At 71.1% G+C, this 17900-nt stretch carries 14 protein-coding genes; 7 read left to right on the forward strand and 7 right to left on the reverse strand.

Annotated features, from left to right (window positions below):
* Positions 1-300: 300 nt before the first annotated feature.
* Together F1D61_RS26600 and F1D61_RS26605 are read right to left on the reverse strand one after the other, a co-directional pair.
* Positions 301-912, reverse strand: a complete 612-nt coding sequence (locus F1D61_RS26600) for a 2-dehydro-3-deoxy-6-phosphogalactonate aldolase (protein WP_203155117.1) — start codon at positions 910-912, stop codon at positions 301-303.
* Entirely contained in the window at positions 903-1829 is a 927-nt protein-coding gene (locus tag F1D61_RS26605) for a 2-dehydro-3-deoxygalactonokinase (protein ID WP_246775546.1), read from the reverse strand. The genes F1D61_RS26600 and F1D61_RS26605 overlap by 10 nt, the downstream gene beginning before the upstream one ends.
* Before the next feature lie 126 nt (positions 1830-1955).
* Here F1D61_RS26605 and hmgA point away from each other — a divergent pair, with 126 nt between their 5' ends.
* Genes hmgA through F1D61_RS26620 form a run of 3 tightly spaced genes read left to right on the forward strand, consistent with a single transcriptional unit; the run spans position 1956 to position 4941 of the window.
* Entirely contained in the window at positions 1956-3317 is a 1362-nt protein-coding gene (gene hmgA, locus F1D61_RS26610) for a homogentisate 1,2-dioxygenase (RefSeq protein ID WP_203155118.1), read from the forward strand.
* Entirely contained in the window at positions 3317-4624 is a 1308-nt protein-coding gene (gene fahA / locus F1D61_RS26615; protein WP_203155119.1) for a fumarylacetoacetase, read from the forward strand. Before hmgA ends, fahA begins: the two co-directional genes overlap by 1 nt.
* Entirely contained in the window at positions 4621-4941 is a 321-nt protein-coding gene (locus F1D61_RS26620) for a Rieske (2Fe-2S) protein (RefSeq protein WP_203155120.1), read from the forward strand. Before fahA ends, F1D61_RS26620 begins: the two co-directional genes overlap by 4 nt.
* Before the next feature lie 94 nt (positions 4942-5035).
* On the opposite strand, the gene F1D61_RS26625 is transcribed toward F1D61_RS26620, so the two are convergent.
* Together F1D61_RS26625 and F1D61_RS26630 are read right to left on the reverse strand one after the other, a co-directional pair.
* Complete coding sequence (locus F1D61_RS26625; RefSeq protein WP_246775547.1) at positions 5036-6100, reverse strand: Gfo/Idh/MocA family protein; 1065 nt, start codon at positions 6098-6100, stop codon at positions 5036-5038.
* A 96-nt stretch (positions 6101-6196) separates the two neighbouring features.
* Entirely contained in the window at positions 6197-7114 is a 918-nt protein-coding gene (locus F1D61_RS26630) for a 2-dehydropantoate 2-reductase (RefSeq protein ID WP_203155121.1), read from the reverse strand.
* Positions 7115-7294: 180 nt separating this feature from the next.
* Between F1D61_RS26630 and zwf the strand changes: the two genes are divergently transcribed.
* The 3 genes from zwf to F1D61_RS26645 all read left to right on the forward strand — a co-directional run bounded on the left by zwf (position 7295) and on the right by F1D61_RS26645 (position 13159).
* Entirely contained in the window at positions 7295-8815 is a 1521-nt protein-coding gene (gene zwf / locus F1D61_RS26635; protein ID WP_203155122.1) for a glucose-6-phosphate dehydrogenase, read from the forward strand.
* Positions 8816-8974: 159 nt separating this feature from the next.
* Positions 8975-11677, forward strand: coding sequence for an MGH1-like glycoside hydrolase domain-containing protein (locus F1D61_RS26640; protein ID WP_203155123.1), 2703 nt, complete (start codon positions 8975-8977; stop codon positions 11675-11677).
* A gap of 60 nt (positions 11678-11737) precedes the next feature.
* Positions 11738-13159 carry a DUF2254 family protein gene (locus F1D61_RS26645; protein ID WP_203155124.1) on the forward strand — a complete coding sequence of 474 codons (1422 nt, stop codon included), beginning with the start codon at positions 11738-11740 and terminating at the stop codon, positions 13157-13159.
* Positions 13160-13225: 66 nt separating this feature from the next.
* Here F1D61_RS26645 and F1D61_RS26650 read toward each other — a convergent pair whose 3' ends face one another.
* Both F1D61_RS26650 and F1D61_RS26655 read right to left on the reverse strand, forming a co-directional pair.
* On the reverse strand, positions 13226-14473 hold the full coding sequence (locus F1D61_RS26650; RefSeq protein ID WP_203155125.1) for a class I SAM-dependent RNA methyltransferase: 1248 nt from the start codon (positions 14471-14473) through the stop codon (positions 13226-13228).
* Positions 14473-15213: a TlyA family RNA methyltransferase gene (locus F1D61_RS26655; protein WP_203159293.1), complete on the reverse strand. Its 741-nt coding sequence runs from the start codon at positions 15211-15213 to the stop codon at positions 14473-14475. Before F1D61_RS26655 ends, F1D61_RS26650 begins: the two co-directional genes overlap by 1 nt.
* A gap of 111 nt (positions 15214-15324) precedes the next feature.
* On the opposite strand from F1D61_RS26655, the gene F1D61_RS26660 reads away from it, so the two are divergent.
* Positions 15325-15867, forward strand: coding sequence for a superoxide dismutase family protein (locus F1D61_RS26660; RefSeq protein WP_203155126.1), 543 nt, complete (start codon positions 15325-15327; stop codon positions 15865-15867).
* A gap of 42 nt (positions 15868-15909) precedes the next feature.
* Here the strand turns inward: F1D61_RS26660 and dxs are convergent, their stop codons facing one another.
* Entirely contained in the window at positions 15910-17895 is a 1986-nt protein-coding gene (gene dxs / locus F1D61_RS26665; RefSeq protein ID WP_246775548.1) for a 1-deoxy-D-xylulose-5-phosphate synthase, read from the reverse strand.
* Positions 17896-17900 lie beyond the last annotated feature (5 nt).

Consider the following 17900-nt stretch of genomic DNA (forward strand, 5'->3'; position numbering starts at 1 on the left):
AGTCATGCGGCAGAGCTCGCCCATACGATATCGGAGCGACTACAGAATGTAGCGACCGGGGCGGACCGGGAGACGGCCCGAGCACAAGGCTCGACGCCGGTACCAGATACCTCGCGATCACAATCACTTGCACAATCACTCGCTCGCTCGCAAACCTGCACATGGCCCTTCGGCGGACGCCTTTTTCATTCCATAACCAACCTTATGCGAATCATGGAGTTCCAAGAGGCTCGGTTGGGCTGGAGAGGACCGATCCGGGCTCTCCCGGACCGGATCGAGGGCCCATCCCCGCACCACGCCTCAGAGAGCGGCGATCAGGGCCTTGGCCTTCGCGGCAACCTGCTCGGGCGAGTCGCCGGGCTTGTAGAGCGACGAGCCGCAGCCGTAGCCGCTGGCGCCGGCCTCACGCCAAGCCGGCAGGCTCCGTGCATCGATGCCGCCGACGGGTAACAGCGGGGTCCCCTTCGGCAGCACCGCCCGCAGGGCCTTCAGCATCGGCGGACCGCCGGCCTCGGCCGGAAACAGCTTGAGGGCGTCGGCCCCGGCATCGACCAGGCCGAACGCCTCGGCTGGGGTCAGGAAGCCCGGCATCGCCACCATGCCGCGGGCCTTGGCGGCGCGTACCAGGGCCGGATCGGCGTGCGGCGTCACCAGCAGGCGCCCGCCGGCGGCGGCCACCGCCTCGACCTCGGCCTCGCGGCGGATGGTGCCGGCGCCGACGAGCGCCCTGTCGCCGAGGCGCGCCACGAGGCGGCGCACGCTCTCGACCGGCTCGGGCGAGTTCAGCGGGACTTCGAGGATCGCCACGCCCTCGGCCACCAGCGCCTCGCCGATCGCCTCGACCTCGTCCGGTCGCACGCCGCGCAGGATCGCCACCAGGGGGCAGCGCGCGAGCCAGCCTGTCACATCCATTCGGTTCTCTCCGCGATCAGTGCCAGGCCGCGGGCAGCGGCATCCGGATCGCCCACCACCGCTTCGCCGCCCCTGAGGGCGATCGCCCGGCCGTAGAGCGCCATCAGCGGGCCGGAACCCACGAGGTGCACCAGCGCCGGTTGCGTCATGGCGGACGCCACCTCGTGCCCGATCAGCAGACCCGACAGGTAGCTCGCCGCATCCTCCGGCGCGAGCCGGCCGAACAATCCGAGGGCACGGGTGCCGAACAGGTGGTGGAGCAGCCCGCCCTCGTCCGCCGCGCGGGCGACACCGGCCTCGAAGGCCGGACCCACCTGCGCCGGCCCGGTCATCATCCGGCCGAGGATCGTGTGGCCGCCGAGCGCCGCGAACGCCTCGCCGGTCATGTGGGTGGTGAACCCGGCGATGCGCCCGTGCTCGACCCGCACCCACTTGGCGTGGCTGCCGGGCAGGCAGAGGAGCGCGTCCGCGGTTCCGCCGGCGAGCGCCCCGAAGACCTGGACCTCCTCGCCGCGCATCACCTCGGGCGTACCCGCCGGATCCTCGGCGCTCAGGCCCGGCACCAGCCGCACCGATGCGCCCGTGAACGGCACCGGCACGACGGCACCCGCCAGGTCCTCGAGGCCTGCCGGACAGGCGAGGTAGGGCGCCTCCTGCCAGCCCTGGCGGCTCCCGACCATGCCGGAGAGCAGCACGCGGGTCTCGCCGGCCGCCAGCCAGTCGCCGACCATCGCCGTCAGCGCCGCCGGAAAGCCGCCATCGGGCACCCGCAGGATGCCGCCGGCGCCCTCGCACCGCTCCAGCACTCCGCCATCCGGCGCGAGCCGGTAGGCGCGGGCGCTGCTCGTTCCCCAATCCACCGCGATCATGCCGGATGCTGTGCCCCAGGGGCGCTGCTGGCGCAACCGTCCGGCCATGGTCCCGCGCGCCCGCTCCGTGGCATGAGGTGTGCCCGTTGCGCTTGACGCCGGTCCGGGCCGCTCCTATCCAGAGAAAAAGGTTGCAACTGAAACCAATCGACAGGGCAGGAAAGGGTCGCCGCCATGACCGATCAGGCGCCGTCCGGGCTTCGTCCCGCCGCCACCGGCTCCGGTCTCAGCCCCGGATACATGTCGGGCTTCGGCAACGGCTTCGAGAGCGAGGCCCTGCCCGGCGCCCTGCCCGTCGGCCGCAACTCGCCCCAGACCTGCCCCTACGGCCTGTATGCCGAGCAGATCTCCGGCTCGCCGTTCACGGCGCCGCGCACCACCAACGAGCGCTCCTGGCTCTACCGCATCCGCCCGACCGTGATGCATTGGGGGGCGTTCCGGAAGGTCGATGCCGGCTTCTGGCGCACCGCGCCTGCCCCGGAGGTCGAGCTGCCGCCGGCGCCGCTGCGCTGGGATCCGGTGCCGATCCCGGCCGAGCCGCTCTCCTTCGTCGAGGGCATCCGCACCATGACCACCGCCGGCGATGCCGGTGCGCAGGCCGGCATGGGCGCGCATCTCTTCTTCGCCACCCGGTCGATGCAGGACGAGTATTTCACCAACGCCGACGGCGAGATGCTGGTCGTGCCGCAGGAAGGCGCGCTTCGCTTCCGCACCGAGTTCGGGGTGATCGAGGTCGCGCCCGGCGAGATCGTGGTGATCCCGCGCGGGGTGAAGGTCGCGGTCGAGCTGCTCGGCGGTCCGGCCCGGGGCTACCTCTGCGAGAATTACGGCGGCGCCTTCACGTTGCCCGAGCGCGGACCGATCGGCGCCAATTGCCTGGCCAACCCGCGCGACTTCCTCACGCCGGTCGCGGCCTACGAGGATCGCGACGCGCCCGGCACGATGCTGGTGAAGTGGGGCGGGACCCTGTGGGCCGCCGAGATCGCCCATTCGCCCCTCGACGTGGTGGCCTGGCACGGCAACTACGCGCCCTACAAGTACGACCTGCGGAGATTCTCGCCGGTTGGCCCGATCCTGTTCGATCACGCCGATCCGTCGATCTTCACCGTGCTGACCTCGCCCTCCGAGACGCCAGGCACCGCCAACATCGATTTCGTGATCTTCTCCGACCGCTGGCTGGTGGCGGAGAACACGTTTCGGCCGCCCTGGTACCACCTCAACGTGATGAGCGAGTTCATGGGGCTGGTCTATGGCGTCTACGATGCCAAGACCGGCGGGGGTTTCAGGCCGGGCGGGGCCTCGCTGCACAACACGCTGCTGCCGCACGGGCCGGACGTCGACGCGTTCGAGAGGGCCTCGACCAGCGAGCTGAAGCCCCACAAGCTCGAAGGCACCCTGGCCTTCATGTTCGAGACGCGGTTTCCCCAGAAGGTCAGCCGCTTCGCCGCCGAGACCCCGTCCCTGCAGAAGGAGTATGGGGCCTACGGGCGCAAGCTCGCCAAGCACTTCGATCCGAACCGGCCGGAGGCGCGGTGATGACGGCGATCGACCACACCCACGACCCCGCCGCCCGCACCTCGGTGCCCGGGGCCGACGGGCATCCGGACTTTCCGATCCAGAACCTGCCGCTCGGGGTGTTCTCCGAGGGCGACGGCGCGAGGCGGGCCGGCGTCGCGATCGGCGACCAGATCCTCGATCTCGCGGCGGCGCGGGCGGCGGGCCTGCTGACCGGCGAGGCGGCCCGCGCGGTCGCGGCGGCGGAATCCGGCGACCTCACCGGGATGCTGGCGCTCGGCGCCGGCCCGCGCCGGGCCCTGCGCCACCAGCTCTTCGCGCTCCTGCGGGCGGACGGGCCCGAAAGCGACCGGGTGCCGCCGCTCCTCCACCCGGCGGCCGCCTGCACCCTGCACCTGCCGGCGCGGATCGGCGACTACACCGACTTCTTCGTCGGCATCCACCACGCCACCAACACCGGCAGGCAGTTCCGGCCCGACCAGCCCTTGCTGCCGAACTACAAGCACGTGCCGGTCGGCTATCACGGCCGCGCCTCGTCGATCCGGCCCTCCGGCGTCCCGGTGCGCCGACCGCACGGTCAGGCCAAGCCTCCGCATCTCGACGCGCCGGTCTTCGGCCCGTCGCGCCGGCTCGATTACGAGCTGGAACTCGGGGTGTGGATCGGCCCCGGCAACGATCTCGGGGCGCCGGTCCCGATCGCCGAGGCCGCCGGGCAGGTGGCGGGCTTCTGCCTGCTCAACGACTGGTCCGCCCGGGACATCCAGGGCTGGGAGTACCAGCCCCTCGGGCCGTTCCTCGGCAAGAGCTTCGCCACCACGATCTCGCCCTGGATCGTCACGCCGGAGGCGCTGGCGCCGTTCCGCACCGCTCAAGCGGCGCGGCCCTCGGGCGATCCCGCCCCCCTGCCCTACCTCCTCGACGCGGCCGACCAGGCAGGCGGCGCCCTCGATCTCGAATTGGAGATCCGGCTCTCCACCGCGTCGTCGCGCGAGGCCGGCGCAAGCCCGCACCGGGTCGCGCGGTCCAACGCCCGGCACATGTACTGGACGGTGGCGCAGATGATCGCCCACCATACCAGCGGCGGCTGCAACCTGCGCCCGGGCGACCTTCTCGGCACCGGCACCCTGTCGGGCCCGGACCCGGATTCCTATGGCAGCCTGCTCGAGACCACCGAAGGCGGCAAGGTGCCGATCCGCCTCGCGACCGGCGAGGAGCGGCGCTTCCTGGAGGACGGCGACGAGGTAATCCTGACGGCGCGCGGGATCCGCGAGGGCTTCGCGTCGATCGGCTTCGGCGCCTGCCGGGCGGTGGTGCTGCCCGCTCCATGACCTGGAACCTGGTCGCCGATCTCGCGGAGTTCGAGGACAGCCCGGTGCTGGCCCGCGAGATCGGCGGCGTCTCGCTCGCGCTCTACCGCGTCGACGGCGCGGTCTACGCGACGCAAGGGCTGTGCACCCATGCCGGCGTCAGCCTCGCCGGCGGCGAGATCGTCGAGGGCTACATCGAATGCCCGGCCCATTACGGCCTGTTCGAGATCGCCACTGGACGGGCGCAGGGCGGGCCGGTCTGCCGCGACCTCGCGACCTATCCGGTGCGGGTCGAGGACGGCCGGGTCTTCGTCGAGGTCGCGGTAGACGGCGCTTGAGCGGCCGAGGGCGCGTCCCGCACCCGCGCCGCGTTCCCCTCACGACCGATCGATGCCGGGATCGCGAATCCGACGGCCCGCGGTGCGAGGTCGCTCACACCGTCGGAATATCGACCGTCCCACCGGTTCGGGCCGCCCGTGCGACGGCATCGACGACGCGCAGGTTCTGCAGCCCGTCGCGGGCGCTCACCAGCGGCGCGGCCTCGCCCCGGATCACCGCCGCGAAATGCGCGATCTGCTCCGCCAGCGGGTCGGCGGGTTCGACCGCCAGGGTCTCGCAGGTGAAGGGCTCGAACCAGGAACGCGGGCCCGCATAGCGCTTCACCCGCAGCGTCGGCACCGCCAGCGAGCCCTCGGTGCCGAGGATCGTGTAGGCGTCCTCGTCGGGGTAGCTCGGATAGGCGGCGTTCTCGCGCGAGGTCTGTTCCCAGCTACGCGCCGAGGCGGCGGTGTCCGACAACAGGAAGGTGCCCAGCGCTCCGCCGGCGAAGCGCAGGGTCATCGCCACCGTGTCCTCGACGGCAAAGCCCCGCACGGCCTGCGAGGCGGTGGCCTGCACGGCGGCGATCTCGCCTACCATCGCCCGCAGGTTGCCGATCTCGTGGATCATGTTGATGAGGAGCGGCCCGCCGCCCGGCTCGCGCCGCCAGGCATTCGGGCCCTCGAAATAGGCGTCGGGCTTGAGGAACACGGCGCTCCCCATCACCCCGACGATCCGGCCGAGGAGCCCGGCGCGGACAGCCTCGACCACGCGGCGCAGGAGCGGGCTGTGCAGGCGGTGATGGCCGACCAGCACCCGGGCGCCCGCCGCCTCCGCCGCGGCGACCAGGCGCTCGCCCTCTTCCAGGCTGTGCGCCAGGGGTTTCTCGATCAGCACCGGGATCCCGGCGGCGATGCAGGCGAGGCCCTGCGGGACGTGCAGGCGGTTGGGCGTCGCCAGCACCACGCCGTCCGGCCTGGCGTCGGCGAGGCACGCCTCCAGGGTGTCGTAGAGCGGGACGCGCTCCCGCGCGGCGATGGAAGCGGCCCCAGGGCCCGGATCGACGATCGCCGACAGGCGCGTCCCGGAATTCCTGCCGATCTCCTCGATGTGGCGCAGGCCGATCAGCCCCGCGCCCGCGACCGCGATCCTCACTGTGCCCATGTCCACTGTGCCCATGCACGGCCTCCCCGCCACGCCGTTCTCGCGGCGCTGAGGACGACCTGACGCGGGGGCGTGGTCCCGCGCAAGGCCGGCATCCGGCAGGACCTGGGATTACCGGTCCCCCGCCAGCCCCTGCCCGCTCGCCGCCCCGGCGAGCGCCAGGATTGCCCGGTTGAGCGGCACGGCGATGCCGTGACGCTCGGCCGCCGCGACCACGGCGCCGGTGAGATAGGCATGCTCCAGCGGGCGCCCGGCGAGCCGGTCGTAGAGCATCGAGCTGCCGCCGTCGCCGCTGATGCGGCGATAGCTGTCGAGGATGCGGGTGGCGTCCTCGTCGGTGAGCCGGGCGCCCTCGGCATTGGCTACCTGGATCACCTCGCCCATCAGCCCGCGGGCCAGTTCCTCGATCGCCGGATCGTTGAAGACCACGATGCGCCGCAGGGTGAGCGCCGTGATCGGGTTGACCACCGCGTTGCTCAGGAGCTTGCGCCAGGCGACGGTGACGAAGTCCGCTTCCCTAGCGATCTCGAACGGCGTGCCGGCAAACAAGTCCGCGAAGGCGCCGCCGTCCGTGCCCGCCGGCACGGTCATCCGGGTCGAGCCGTGATGGGTGATGCGGCCCGGCGCCGTGCGCTCGACCGAGCAGTAGATGATCGCCGGCAGCACCGCGACCTCCGCCGGCAGGTGGGGACGGGCCCGCTCCGCCTGGCCGACGCCGTTCTGGATCACCACCACCCGGGTGCCGGGCCCGACGAGGGTGGCGAACCAGGGCTTCGCGCTCGCGGTGTCCTGGGCCTTGGTGGTCACCAGCACCCAGTCGGCGGCGCCGACCTCGGCCGGATCGGCGACGATGCGGACCGGCACCTCGCGCTCGCCCGACGTGTCGGTGATGACGAGGCGGTCGAACGGCGTGCGCACGCACAAGGTCACGTCGCGCCCCGCCCGCTCCAGCGCCCCCGCCAGGTAGCCGCCGATCCCGCCGCTCCCGATCACCGCGACGCTGCCCGCCGGCCTGGTCCCGTCCGTCATCGTACCGCTCGCTCTGACAACCTTAGTCCGTCCGGACCTTAGGGCGGCCCCCGCGCCACGGAAAGGCGGGCTCGAAGCAGGCGGGGCCTGCGCCCGCTGCGCCCTCACCCAGGGTCACATCTTGTCCGCCGCAATGCGGGATCTAGCTTCCCGCTCGTCGCGTAGGCCAAGGAGGTCCCCATGACGTCGCACGTCCCGGTCGAGGGGCATGCCGCCTCCGGCAGCAAGCCGGCCCCGCCCTGCACGATCGTGATCTTCGGCGCCGGCGGCGACCTGACCAAGCGCCTCCTGATGCCGGCGCTCTACAACCTCGCCGGCAGCCGGCTCCTCGACGAGACCACCACGATCTGGGGCGTCGACCACACCGACGGCTCGGACGAGAGCTGGCGCCGGAACCTCTCCGAAACGATGGAGTCCTTCACCAAGGACGAGACGGCGGAGTTCCACGCCAAGCACATCGACCCGACGGCCTGGGGCTTCGTGCGCGACCGGCTGCACTACCTCGAGGGCGACTTCCTGGCGCCCGAGACCTACCGGCAGATTGGGGAGAAGATCCCCGGCAACGCCGTGTTCTACCTCGCGGTGGCGGCGCGGTTCTTCGCGCCGATCGTCGAGCATCTCGGCCAGGCCGGGCTGTTGAAGCAATCCGACGACACCTTTCGCCGGGTGGTGATCGAGAAGCCGTTCGGCAGCGACCTTACCTCGGCGCAGGACCTCAACAAGCGGCTCCTCGCGGTCGCGGACGAATCGCAACTCTACCGGATCGACCATTTCCTGGGTAAGGAGACGGTGCAGAGCATCATGGCGATTCGCTTCGCCAACGGCATGTTCGAGCCGATCTGGCGCCGCGACTTCGTCGACCACGTCCAGATCACCGCCGCCGAGACCATCGGCGTCGAGGAGCGCGGCGCCTTCTACGAGCCGACGGGGGCTTTGCGGGACATGGTGCCCAACCACCTGTTCCAGCTGCTCTGCATGACCGCGATGGAGCCGCCGGTCTCCTTCGACGCGGAAGCGGTGCGGACCGAGAAGGCGAAGCTCGTCCAGGCGGTGCGCCCGGTCCAGCCCGAGGATGCGGTGCGCGGCCAGTACCGCGCCGGCACCGAGCAGGGCCGTGCCGTCCCGTCCTACCGGGACGAGCCGCACGTCGCCGGCGACAGCCGCACCGAGACCTACGCGGCCTTGAAGCTCACCATCGACAATTGGCGCTGGGGCGGCGTGCCGTTCTACCTGCGCACCGGCAAGCGGATGACCGGGCGGCGCACCGAGATCGCGGTGCATTTCAAGCCGGCGCCCTATCGGCTGTTCCGCGATACCCCGGTCGACCAGATCGCCCCCAACATCCTGCGGATCATGGTCGATCCGGTCCAGGGGATGACCACGGAGTTCAACGCCAAGGTGCCGGGCCCGTCGATGCGGCTGGGCGCCGTGCGCTCGACCTTCCGCGAGGGCGACTTCTTCCCCCAGGAGCCGAATGTCGGCTACGAGACCCTGATCTACGATTGCCTGTGCGGCGACGCCACCTTGTTCCAGCGCGCCGACAACATCGAGGCGTCGTGGGCCGCGGTCGATCCGCTGGTGAAGGCCTGGAGCGCGGGCGGCGAGCCGGAACCGTACGAATCCGGCAGTGCCGGCCCGAAAGCGGCCGACGACCTGCTCGCCCGCGACGGGCGGCGCTGGCTGCCCCTGGACGGCGAGTAATACCAACGGTCGTTGGAAACGACCTTTGGTTCCGTTCTCGAATTTCCGTCAAGCCTCTGGCTTGGCATAGACAATTCGAGATGGCTCAATGGCCCGATGCGTCAGCATCTTGGGCCATTGGCATAAGGCTCGGATCCCGTTCTCGCGGAGACCTCAGCGATGCCCGATCCCGCCTCCTGCCTCACCGACACCGAGGAGGGCCGCCGCCTCGCCGCCGTCGAGGCCGAGGGCTGGCATCGCTGGGGGCCGTACCTGAGCGAACGCCAATGGGGCACGGTGCGGGAGGATTACAGCGAAGGCGGCGACGCCTGGGACTACCTGCCCCACGACCATGCCCGCTCCCGCGCCTATCGCTGGGGCGAGGACGGCATCGCGGGCTTCAGCGACGACCGTCAGCTCTGGTGTCTCGCGCTGGCCCTGTGGAACGGCCGCGACCCGATCCTGAAGGAGCGGATGTTCGGGCTGACCAACGGCGAGGGCAATCACGGCGAGGACGTGAAGGAGCTGTGGTGGTACCTCGACGCCACCCCGACGCATTCCTACATGCGGATGCTCTACAAGTATCCGCAAGCCCCCTACCCCTACGCCGACCTCGTCGCCGAGAACCGCCGGCGCAAGGGCCAGAACCTTCCCGAATACGAGATCGCCGACACCGGTGTGTTCGCCGACGGGCGCTACCACGACGTGACGGTGGACTACGCCAAGGCCGCCCCCGACGACGTGCTGATGCGGGTCACGATCGCCAATCGCGGGCCGGACGCGGCGGATCTCCACGTCCTGCCGCATGTCTTCGCCCGCAACACCTGGTCGTGGGGGCACGAATCCTGGGAGACCGAGCAACCCCGCCCGCTCCTGCGCCTGACCGAGACCGGCGCCGTCGCGGCGACGCGCGGGCGCGCGCCGGCCCTGCGCTTCACGGCCCTGCAGCCGGCCGAGTTCCTGTTCTGCGAGAACGAGACCAACACGCGCCGCCTCTTCGGCATGCCCGGCCCCGCCCATCCGAAGGACGCGATCAACGACCGCGTCGTCGAGGGCCGGCACGACGCAGTGAACCCGCTCGCCGAGGGCACCAAATGCGCCGCCTGGACGCGCGTGAGCGTGCCGGCGGGCGGCGTCGTGACGTTGCGCTTCCGCCTGAGCCCGGCATCGGGCCCGGATGACCGCGACCCCGCCGCCTTCGACGCCGTGATGGCGCGCCGCCTCGCCGAGGCCGATGCCTTCTACGCCGCGCTCCAGCGCGACATCGTCGACCCGGATGCGAGGCTGGTGCAGCGCCAGGCCCTCGCCGGCATGCTGTGGTCGAAGCAGTTCTACCATTTCGACGTCCGGCGCTGGCTTGCCGGCGACCCGTCCCAGCCGGCCCCGCCGGAGGCCCGCCGCCACGGCCGCGATGCCGACTGGACCCATCTCAACAACGCCGACATCGTCTCGATGCCGGACAAGTGGGAATATCCCTGGTACGCGGCCTGGGACCTCGCCTTCCACTGCGTGACCTTCGCGCTGATCGATCCGGCCTTCGCCAAGGGCCAGCTGATCCTGCTCACCCGCGAATGGTACATGCACCCGAACGGGCAGTTGCCGGCCTATGAATGGGCCTTCGGCGACGTGAACCCGCCGGTCCATGCCTGGGCGGCGCTCCGGGTCTACCGCATGGACCAGGCGATGACGGGCAAGCCCGACCGCGCCTTCCTGGAGCGGGTCTTCCACAAGCTGATGCTGAACTTCACCTGGTGGGTGAACCGCAAGGATGCCGGCGACCGCAACGTCTTCCAGGGCGGTTTCCTCGGGCTCGACAATATCGGCATCTTCGACCGCTCGGCGCGGCTCCCCACCGGCGGCACCCTCGACCAGGCCGACGGCACCGCCTGGATGGCGATGTACAGCCTCAACCTGATGCGGATCGCGCTCGAACTCGCGATCGAGAACCCGGTCTACGAGGACATCGCCACCAAGTTCTTCGAGCACTTCCTGACCATCGCCGAGGCGATGACCCATGTCGGCGGCAATGGCACCGGGTTGTGGGACGAAGCCGACGAGTTCTACTACGACGTGCTCAGCCTCCCCGACGGCCGCCAGGTGCCGCTCAGGGTGCGATCCCTCGTCGGGCTGATCCCGCTCTGCGCCGTCGAGGTGCTGGACGAGCGTTTTTCCGAGCGCTTCCCGGCCTTCGCCCGCCGCGCCCGCTGGCTCCTCACCCACCGTCCCGACCTCGCCGCTCAGGTCTCGCGCTGGGAGGAGCCGGGACGGGGCAACCGGGTGCTGCTCTCGCTGCTGCGTCGCCACCGCATGAAGGCGCTGCTGCGCCGGATGCTCGACGAGACCGAGTTCCTGTCGCCCCACGGCGTGCGCTCGGTCTCGAAGGCGCATGAAGCGGCACCGTTCCGTTTCCCCTGGGACGGGCAGACCTTCGCGGTCGATTATGAGCCGGCGGAATCGACCACCGCGGTGTTCGGCGGCAACTCGAACTGGCGCGGACCGATCTGGCTGCCGATCAACTTCCTGCTCGTCGAGGCGCTGACCGAGTTCGGCCGCTTCTACGGTCCCGAGTTCAAGATCGAGTGCCCGGCGGGCTCAGGGCATTACCTCACCCTGCCGGAGATCGCCGACGAACTGTCCCGCCGCCTCACCCGCCTGGTCCTGCGCGGTCCCGACGGCCGCCGGCCGGTTCTGGGCGACGATCCGCTGTTCCAGGACGACCCGCATTTCCGCGATCACGTCCCGTTCCATGAATATTTTCACGGCGAGACCGGGGCGGGCCTGGGGGCGGCGCACCAGACCGGATGGACGGGCCTGCTGGCGCTGCTGCTCCAGCCGCGGCGAGTGGTGGCCGGCGGGCAGGTGCCGGCGGCACCGGAGAGGTGATGCAGGGCCTCCCGACCATCCCTCGCTTCGTCCCCCCTCGCGTCGTGGTGAGGTCCGCCCGTGAAGGCGATTACGTCGATCCCGGTCCGCTTTGTCAGCGCGATCAAGCGCTCGTTCCGGCAGTTCCTGAGCCTGCCGCTCGCGACGGTCATCGGCTTTGCCGGCTTGAGCGTCCTGGTCTACCTCGCGGACAGGTCTTGGTCCGGCGGCGAGGCGCCCCACGGCTTTCGCTGGCTCGGGGAGCTGATGGGAGACCGGGCCGCCCTCGGAAGCCTGCTCGCGACGGTGGCGTCGAGCATCGTCACGGTCACGTCCATCACCTTCTCGCTGCTGCTCCTCGCCGTGCAGCAAGGCGCCGCCGCGTTGACGGCGCAGGTGACCGACCAGTTCATGGCCCGCAAGGTCAACCAGTTCTATTTCGGCTATTTCGTGGGCCTGTCGGTCTTCGTGCTGATGACGCTCGTCACGAATACGGATTATCATCGTCCCGTGTTCGCCGCGGCCCTCAGTCTGCTGCTCACGGCTCTGGCCCTGTGCCTGATCATCGTGATGATCTACAACACCATCGATCAGATGCGGCCCGAGCAGATCATCCAGTTCATTCACGGCAAGGTGCTCGGCGCGCGCGACGAGGATCTCACGCTGCTCGCGGCAACCCGGCGGGAGAGGCGCCGCGGCTGGAGCGACGTCGCGCTCGTCCGGTCCTGCGAGAGTGGCTACGTCGTCGGTCTCGACCTCGCTCGGATCGAGAGAGCCGTCGAGCGGCATGCACGAGGCGACGTCGAGATCGAGATCCTGATCACGCTCGGGACGTATCGGGCCGTCCATGACCCGATGTTCCAGGTCCGAGCGAGACCCGGTCTCAGCTTGAGCGAGGAGGCACGCACCGGCCTCATCGACGCGGCGCTGGCCGCCTTCACCTATGACGACGGCCGCGATCTGCAGAACAACACCGCCTACGGGCTGCACCAGCTCTCGACGATCGCGTGGACTTCGGTCTCGACCTCGAAATCCAACCCCAATCCAGGTCTCGCGGTGATCCAGGCCCTGCGGGACATCATCTCGCAATGGAGCCGGGGCGAGGTCGAGATACGGGACGCGTCCGCCTCCTGCATCGTCTACGACGATGCGGCCCCGGTCATCGCCACCGACGCGCTCGAAGCCGTGATCGTGGTGGCCTCGGAATCGATCCAGTCGCAGACGCTGACGGAGGCCGTCAGGACGCTCGCCATCCTCCTGCACCACGTCGAAGCGCCGACGGCCGAGCGGCTGGCCGATGTCGCCCATCGCGCGCTGTCGAGCCTCGGCGAGCACGTCCTCACCCGCCAGCTCGACGTCGCACTCCGCGACCTGACGGAGGCCCTGCGGGAACGGGGCTTCGCCACCGTCGCGGATGCCGTCGGCGAGGCGTCGGCCGACCTCGCGGCCAGCCTGGGCAAGCTGAACTCGCGCTCGACCCGGGTTCCCGGGACGACATCCTGACCGCGGACCGTCGCGCCGACTCCCGTCGGGCCGCGGAGCCCGTTACCGCGACGGGTCGAACGGCGGTCAGCGCTTCTTCCCCGGCCGCCGGAACACCCCGACGATCTCGACATGCGGCGAGTGCCGGAACTGGTCGACCGGGGTCACCGCCTCCAGGCGGTAGCCGCCGCGCACCAGCACGCCTGCGTCGCGGGCGAAGCTGCCGGCATCGCAGGAGACGCCGACCACCACCGGGACCTTCGATTCGGCGATCCGGGCGCTCTGCGCCTCGGCGCCCGCCCGCGGCGGGTCGAACACGATCGCGTCGAAGCGGTCGAGTTCCGGCGCCAGGAGCGGGCGGCGGAAGAGGTCGCGGCGCTCGGTGGTGACGGTGCGCAGCCCCCCCGTCTCGCGGAAGGCGCGGTCGAGGGCCTTGAGCGCCCCCTCCTCGCCCTCGACGGCGTGGACGGTGTGGCCTTCCGCCAGCGCCAGCGAGAAGGCGCCGGCGCCGGAGAACAGGTCGACCACGCGCTTGGCCTTGGCCACCCCCTCGACGACGAGGCGGGCGAGCGTCGCCTCGCCCTCGGCGGTGGCCTGGAGGAAGCCGCCGGAGGGCGGCACCAGCCGGGAACGGCCGGCCGGAATCTCGGGTGCGCGGCGCACGATCAGCACCTCGCCGTGGAGCGAGAGCCGGGCGAGGTCGAGCTCTCCGGCGAGCAGCACCAGGCTCTGCCGCGCCCGCTCCGAGGCCGGGCCGTGGCCGCGGATGTCGACGTCGAGGCCGCCGGCGGTGGCCGTCACCTGCACGTCGAGGGGTTTTCCGCCGCCGCCGCCGAGGGGCCGGCTGACCGCCCGGGCGATGTCGGGAGCGCGGTGCAGGGCCGCTTCCGTGATCGGGCAATGGTCGATCGCGACGAGAGCGTGGCTGCGCGCCGCCATGAAACCGGCCTGCGGCCCGCCTTCGCCCGCCCGGACGTGCAGGGTGATGCGGCGCCGGCCGGTGCCGTGGGCATCGACGAGGGGTGCCACCGGCGCCTCGATCCCCGCCCGTGCCAGCGCCCCGACGACGAGGTCGCGCTTCCACTCGGCGTAGGGAGCGGGCGCGAGATGCTGGATCGCGCAGCCGCCGCAGGTGCCGAAATACGGGCAGAACGGCGCGATCCGGTCAGGGGACGGCGTCAGCACGGCATCGAGGCGGGCGCGGGGCGGCCGGGTCCCCTCCTCCGGCACGGCCCGCACGGTCTCGCGCGGCAGGGCGCCCGGCACCACCACGCCGTCCGCCGTCACCCCGTCGCCGCGCAGGCCGAGGCGGGTGATCTCCATCGCGTCGCTCATCACACCGCCTCCCGCACCGCGCCGATCAGGAATTCCCGGTTGCCGTCGCCGCCCTCGACCGGCGACGGGATCAGGCCGCGCACCGAAAAGCCGAGCGAGACGACGAGATCCCGGATCCGGTCGCAGACCGCCTCCTGCACCGCCTCGTCGCGCACCAGCCCGCCGCGGCCGACATGGGCGCGCCCGGCCTCGAATTGCGGCTTGATCAGAGCCGCGAGGGCCGCGTCCTGCGCCAGGAGCGGGATCACGGCCGGCAGGACCAGCCGCAGGGAAATGAAGCTCACGTCGATCACCAGGAGGGAGGGCGGCTCGGGAAAGGGGGTGAGGGCGCGGGCGTCCGTCGCCTCGAGCGCCGCGACCCGGGGATCGGCCGCGAGGCTCGGATGGAGCTGGGAGCGGCCGACATCGACGGCATGGACGAAATCGGCGCCGCGGCGCAGCAGCACGTCGGTGAAGCCGCCGGTCGAGGCGCCGATGTCGAGGCAGGTCCGGCCCGCCGGGTCGATCCCGAAGGCATCGAGGGCGGCGGCGAGCTTGACCCCGCCGCGGGAGACATAAGGGTGCGGCGCCTCGGCGACGATGGTCGCGCCCCGGGCGATCAGGTCGGAGGCTTTGCGCACGACGGCGCCGTCCGCCCGCACCAGCCCGGCCTCGATCGCGGCCTGGGCTCGCGCCCGGCTCTCGAAATGGCCCGCCTCCACCAGGAGGCGGTCGGCCCGCAGCCGCTCGCCCGTCGTCATCATCGTCCCGTTCTCAATCGTCCACGACCGGGGCGTCGTCTTGCAGGCCGGCCGTCCCCGCGGGCGCCGCGCGCCCTAGCTATGGGGCGGCACACGAGGAGACTTCGTTCCATGAGACATATCGTGCTCGCGAGCACCCTGGCCCTCGGCCTCGCCACCCCGGCCCTGGCGCAGGACAAGCCCGCGGCGGACAAGCCCGCGGCGCCGACGACGTACGATGCGCCGATCGTCAACAACAAGGGCGACACGATCGGCAAGATCGCGATCCGCGACGGCGCCAATACCCTGGTGATGCGGGTGACGATCCAGCCCGGCGGCCTGCCGCCCGGCTGGCACGGCATCCACTTCCACGCCGTCGGCAGCTGCGCCGACACCGACAAGTTCCAGGAGTCCAAGGCGCACGTCAATCACGACAACGCCAAGCACGGCCTGCTGCACCCGGAGGGACCCGACGAGGGCGACATGCCGAACGTCTTTGCCGCCACCGACGGCTCGGTGAATGCCGAGGTGTCGAGCGACACCCCGCTCACCGGCGAGGGCGGCCTGAAGGACAATGACGGCTCGGCACTGATCATCCACGCCAACGAGGACGACCACATTACGCAGCCGATCGGCAATGCGGGCGCCCGCATCGCCTGCGCGGTGATCAAGTAGGCCGGATCGGGCCGCATCGGACGATGCGGCCCGGTTCCCGCCTTAGCGCTGGCGCCGGGCGACGCTGACGACGTTGCTCGCCGCCTTGGCTTCCGGGCGCGCCGGCAGCGCAGCCTCGACGACCTTGACGATCGAGGGCGCGTCGAGCCCGGCCTCCGCGTACATCCGCTCCGGCGAGTCGTGGTCCTGGTAGCTGTCCGGCAGCGTCAGCGTCCGTACCCGCACCTTGCCCTCGTCGAGCGCACCGCGCGACGACAGCAGGTGCAGCACCATCGCGCCGAAACCCCCGACGGACCCCTCTTCCAGGGTCACCAGAACCTCGTGGCTCGCCGCCAGATCCAGGATCAGCGCCTCGTCGAGCGGCTTGGCAAACCGCGCATCCGCCACCGTCACGCCGATCCCGGCCGCCTCCAGGCGCTCGGCCGCCTTCAGCGCCTCCGCCAGACGCGTGCCGAGGCTGAGCAACGCCACCCGCGCGCCCTCGGGCCGGCGGATCACCCGGCCCTTGCCGATCTCCAGAACCTCGCCCCGCTCCGGCAGCTCGACCCCGACGCCCTCGCCGCGCGGATAGCGGAACGCGATCGGGCCGCTGTCATGCGCGTGCGCCGTGGCCACCATGTGGACCAGCTCGGCCTCGTCGGCGGCCGCCATCACCGTCATGTTCGGCAGGCAGCACAGATACGCCAGGTCGAACGCGCCGGCATGGGTCGCGCCGTCGGCGCCCACCAGACCGGCCCGGTCGAGGGCGAAGCGCACGGGCAGGTTCTGCAACGCCACGTCATGCACCAGCTGGTCGTAGCCGCGCTGCAGGAAGGTCGAGTAGATCGCGCAGAACGGCTTGAACCCTTCCGTCGCCAGACCGCCCGCGAAGGTCACCGCGTGCTGCTCGGCGATGCCGACGTCGAAGGTCCGCTCCGGATGCGCCTTGGCGAACAGGTCGAGGCCGGTGCCCGACGGCATCGCGGCGGTGATCGCCACCACCTTGTCGTCGGCATCCGCCGCCTTGATCAGGCTCTCGCCGAACACCCGCGTATAGGCCGGCGCATTGGGCTTGGCCTTGGTCTGCTTGCCCGACACCACGTCGAACTTCACCACCGCGTGGCCGCGATCGGCGGCAGCCTCAGCGGGAGCGTAGCCCTTGCCCTTCTGGGTCACGACATGGACCAGCACCGGGCCGTCGGGCGCGTCGCGCACGTTCTTGAGCACCGGCAGCAGGTGGTCGAGGTTGTGGCCGTCGATCGGGCCCACGTAGTGGAAGCCGAGTTCCTCGAACATCGTGCCGCCGCCGGCGAGCATGCCGCGGGCATATTCCTCGGCACGGGCCGCGGTGTCGTAGAGCGCCTTCGGCAGGAGGCGGCCGAACTGCTTGGCGGTGTCGCGCAAGCTCCGGTAGGTGTCGCCCGAGACGAGCTTGGCGAGGTAGGACGACATCGCGCCGACCGGCGGGGCGATCGACATGTCGTTGTCGTTGAGGATGACGATGAGGCGGGATTTCAGCGCGCCGGCATTGTTCATCGCCTCGTAGGCCATGCCGGCCGAGATCGAGCCGTCGCCGATCACCGCCACGACGTTGCGGCGCGGCGGCGTCTCGCCGCGAGCCTTGGCGGCGGCGTCCGCGAGGTCGCGGCCGATCGCCATGCCGAGACCCGCGGAGATCGAGGTCGAGGAATGGGCCGCGCCGAAGGGATCGTAGGGGCTCTCGGAGCGCTTGGTGAAGCCCGAGAGGCCGCCGCCCTGGCGCAGCGTGCGGATGCGGTCGCGCCGGCCGGTGAGGATCTTGTGGGGATAGGCCTGGTGGCCGACATCCCAGATGATGCGGTCGTCGGGGGTGTTGAAGACGTAGTGGAGGGCGACGGTGAGCTCGATGACGCCGAGGCCCGCGCCGAGATGGCCGCCGGTGACCGAGACGGCGTCGATGGTCTCGGCGCGCAGCTCGGCGGCGAGCTGCGTGAGATCGCTCTCGGGCAGCTGGCGCAGGTCCGCAGGAATGCGGACGCGGTCGAGGAGGGGAAGGTTGAGCGGTGACACCGGAG

It is taken from the genome of Methylobacterium aquaticum, assembly GCF_016804325.1.
Classification (GTDB): Bacteria; Pseudomonadota; Alphaproteobacteria; order Rhizobiales; family Beijerinckiaceae; genus Methylobacterium; species Methylobacterium aquaticum_C.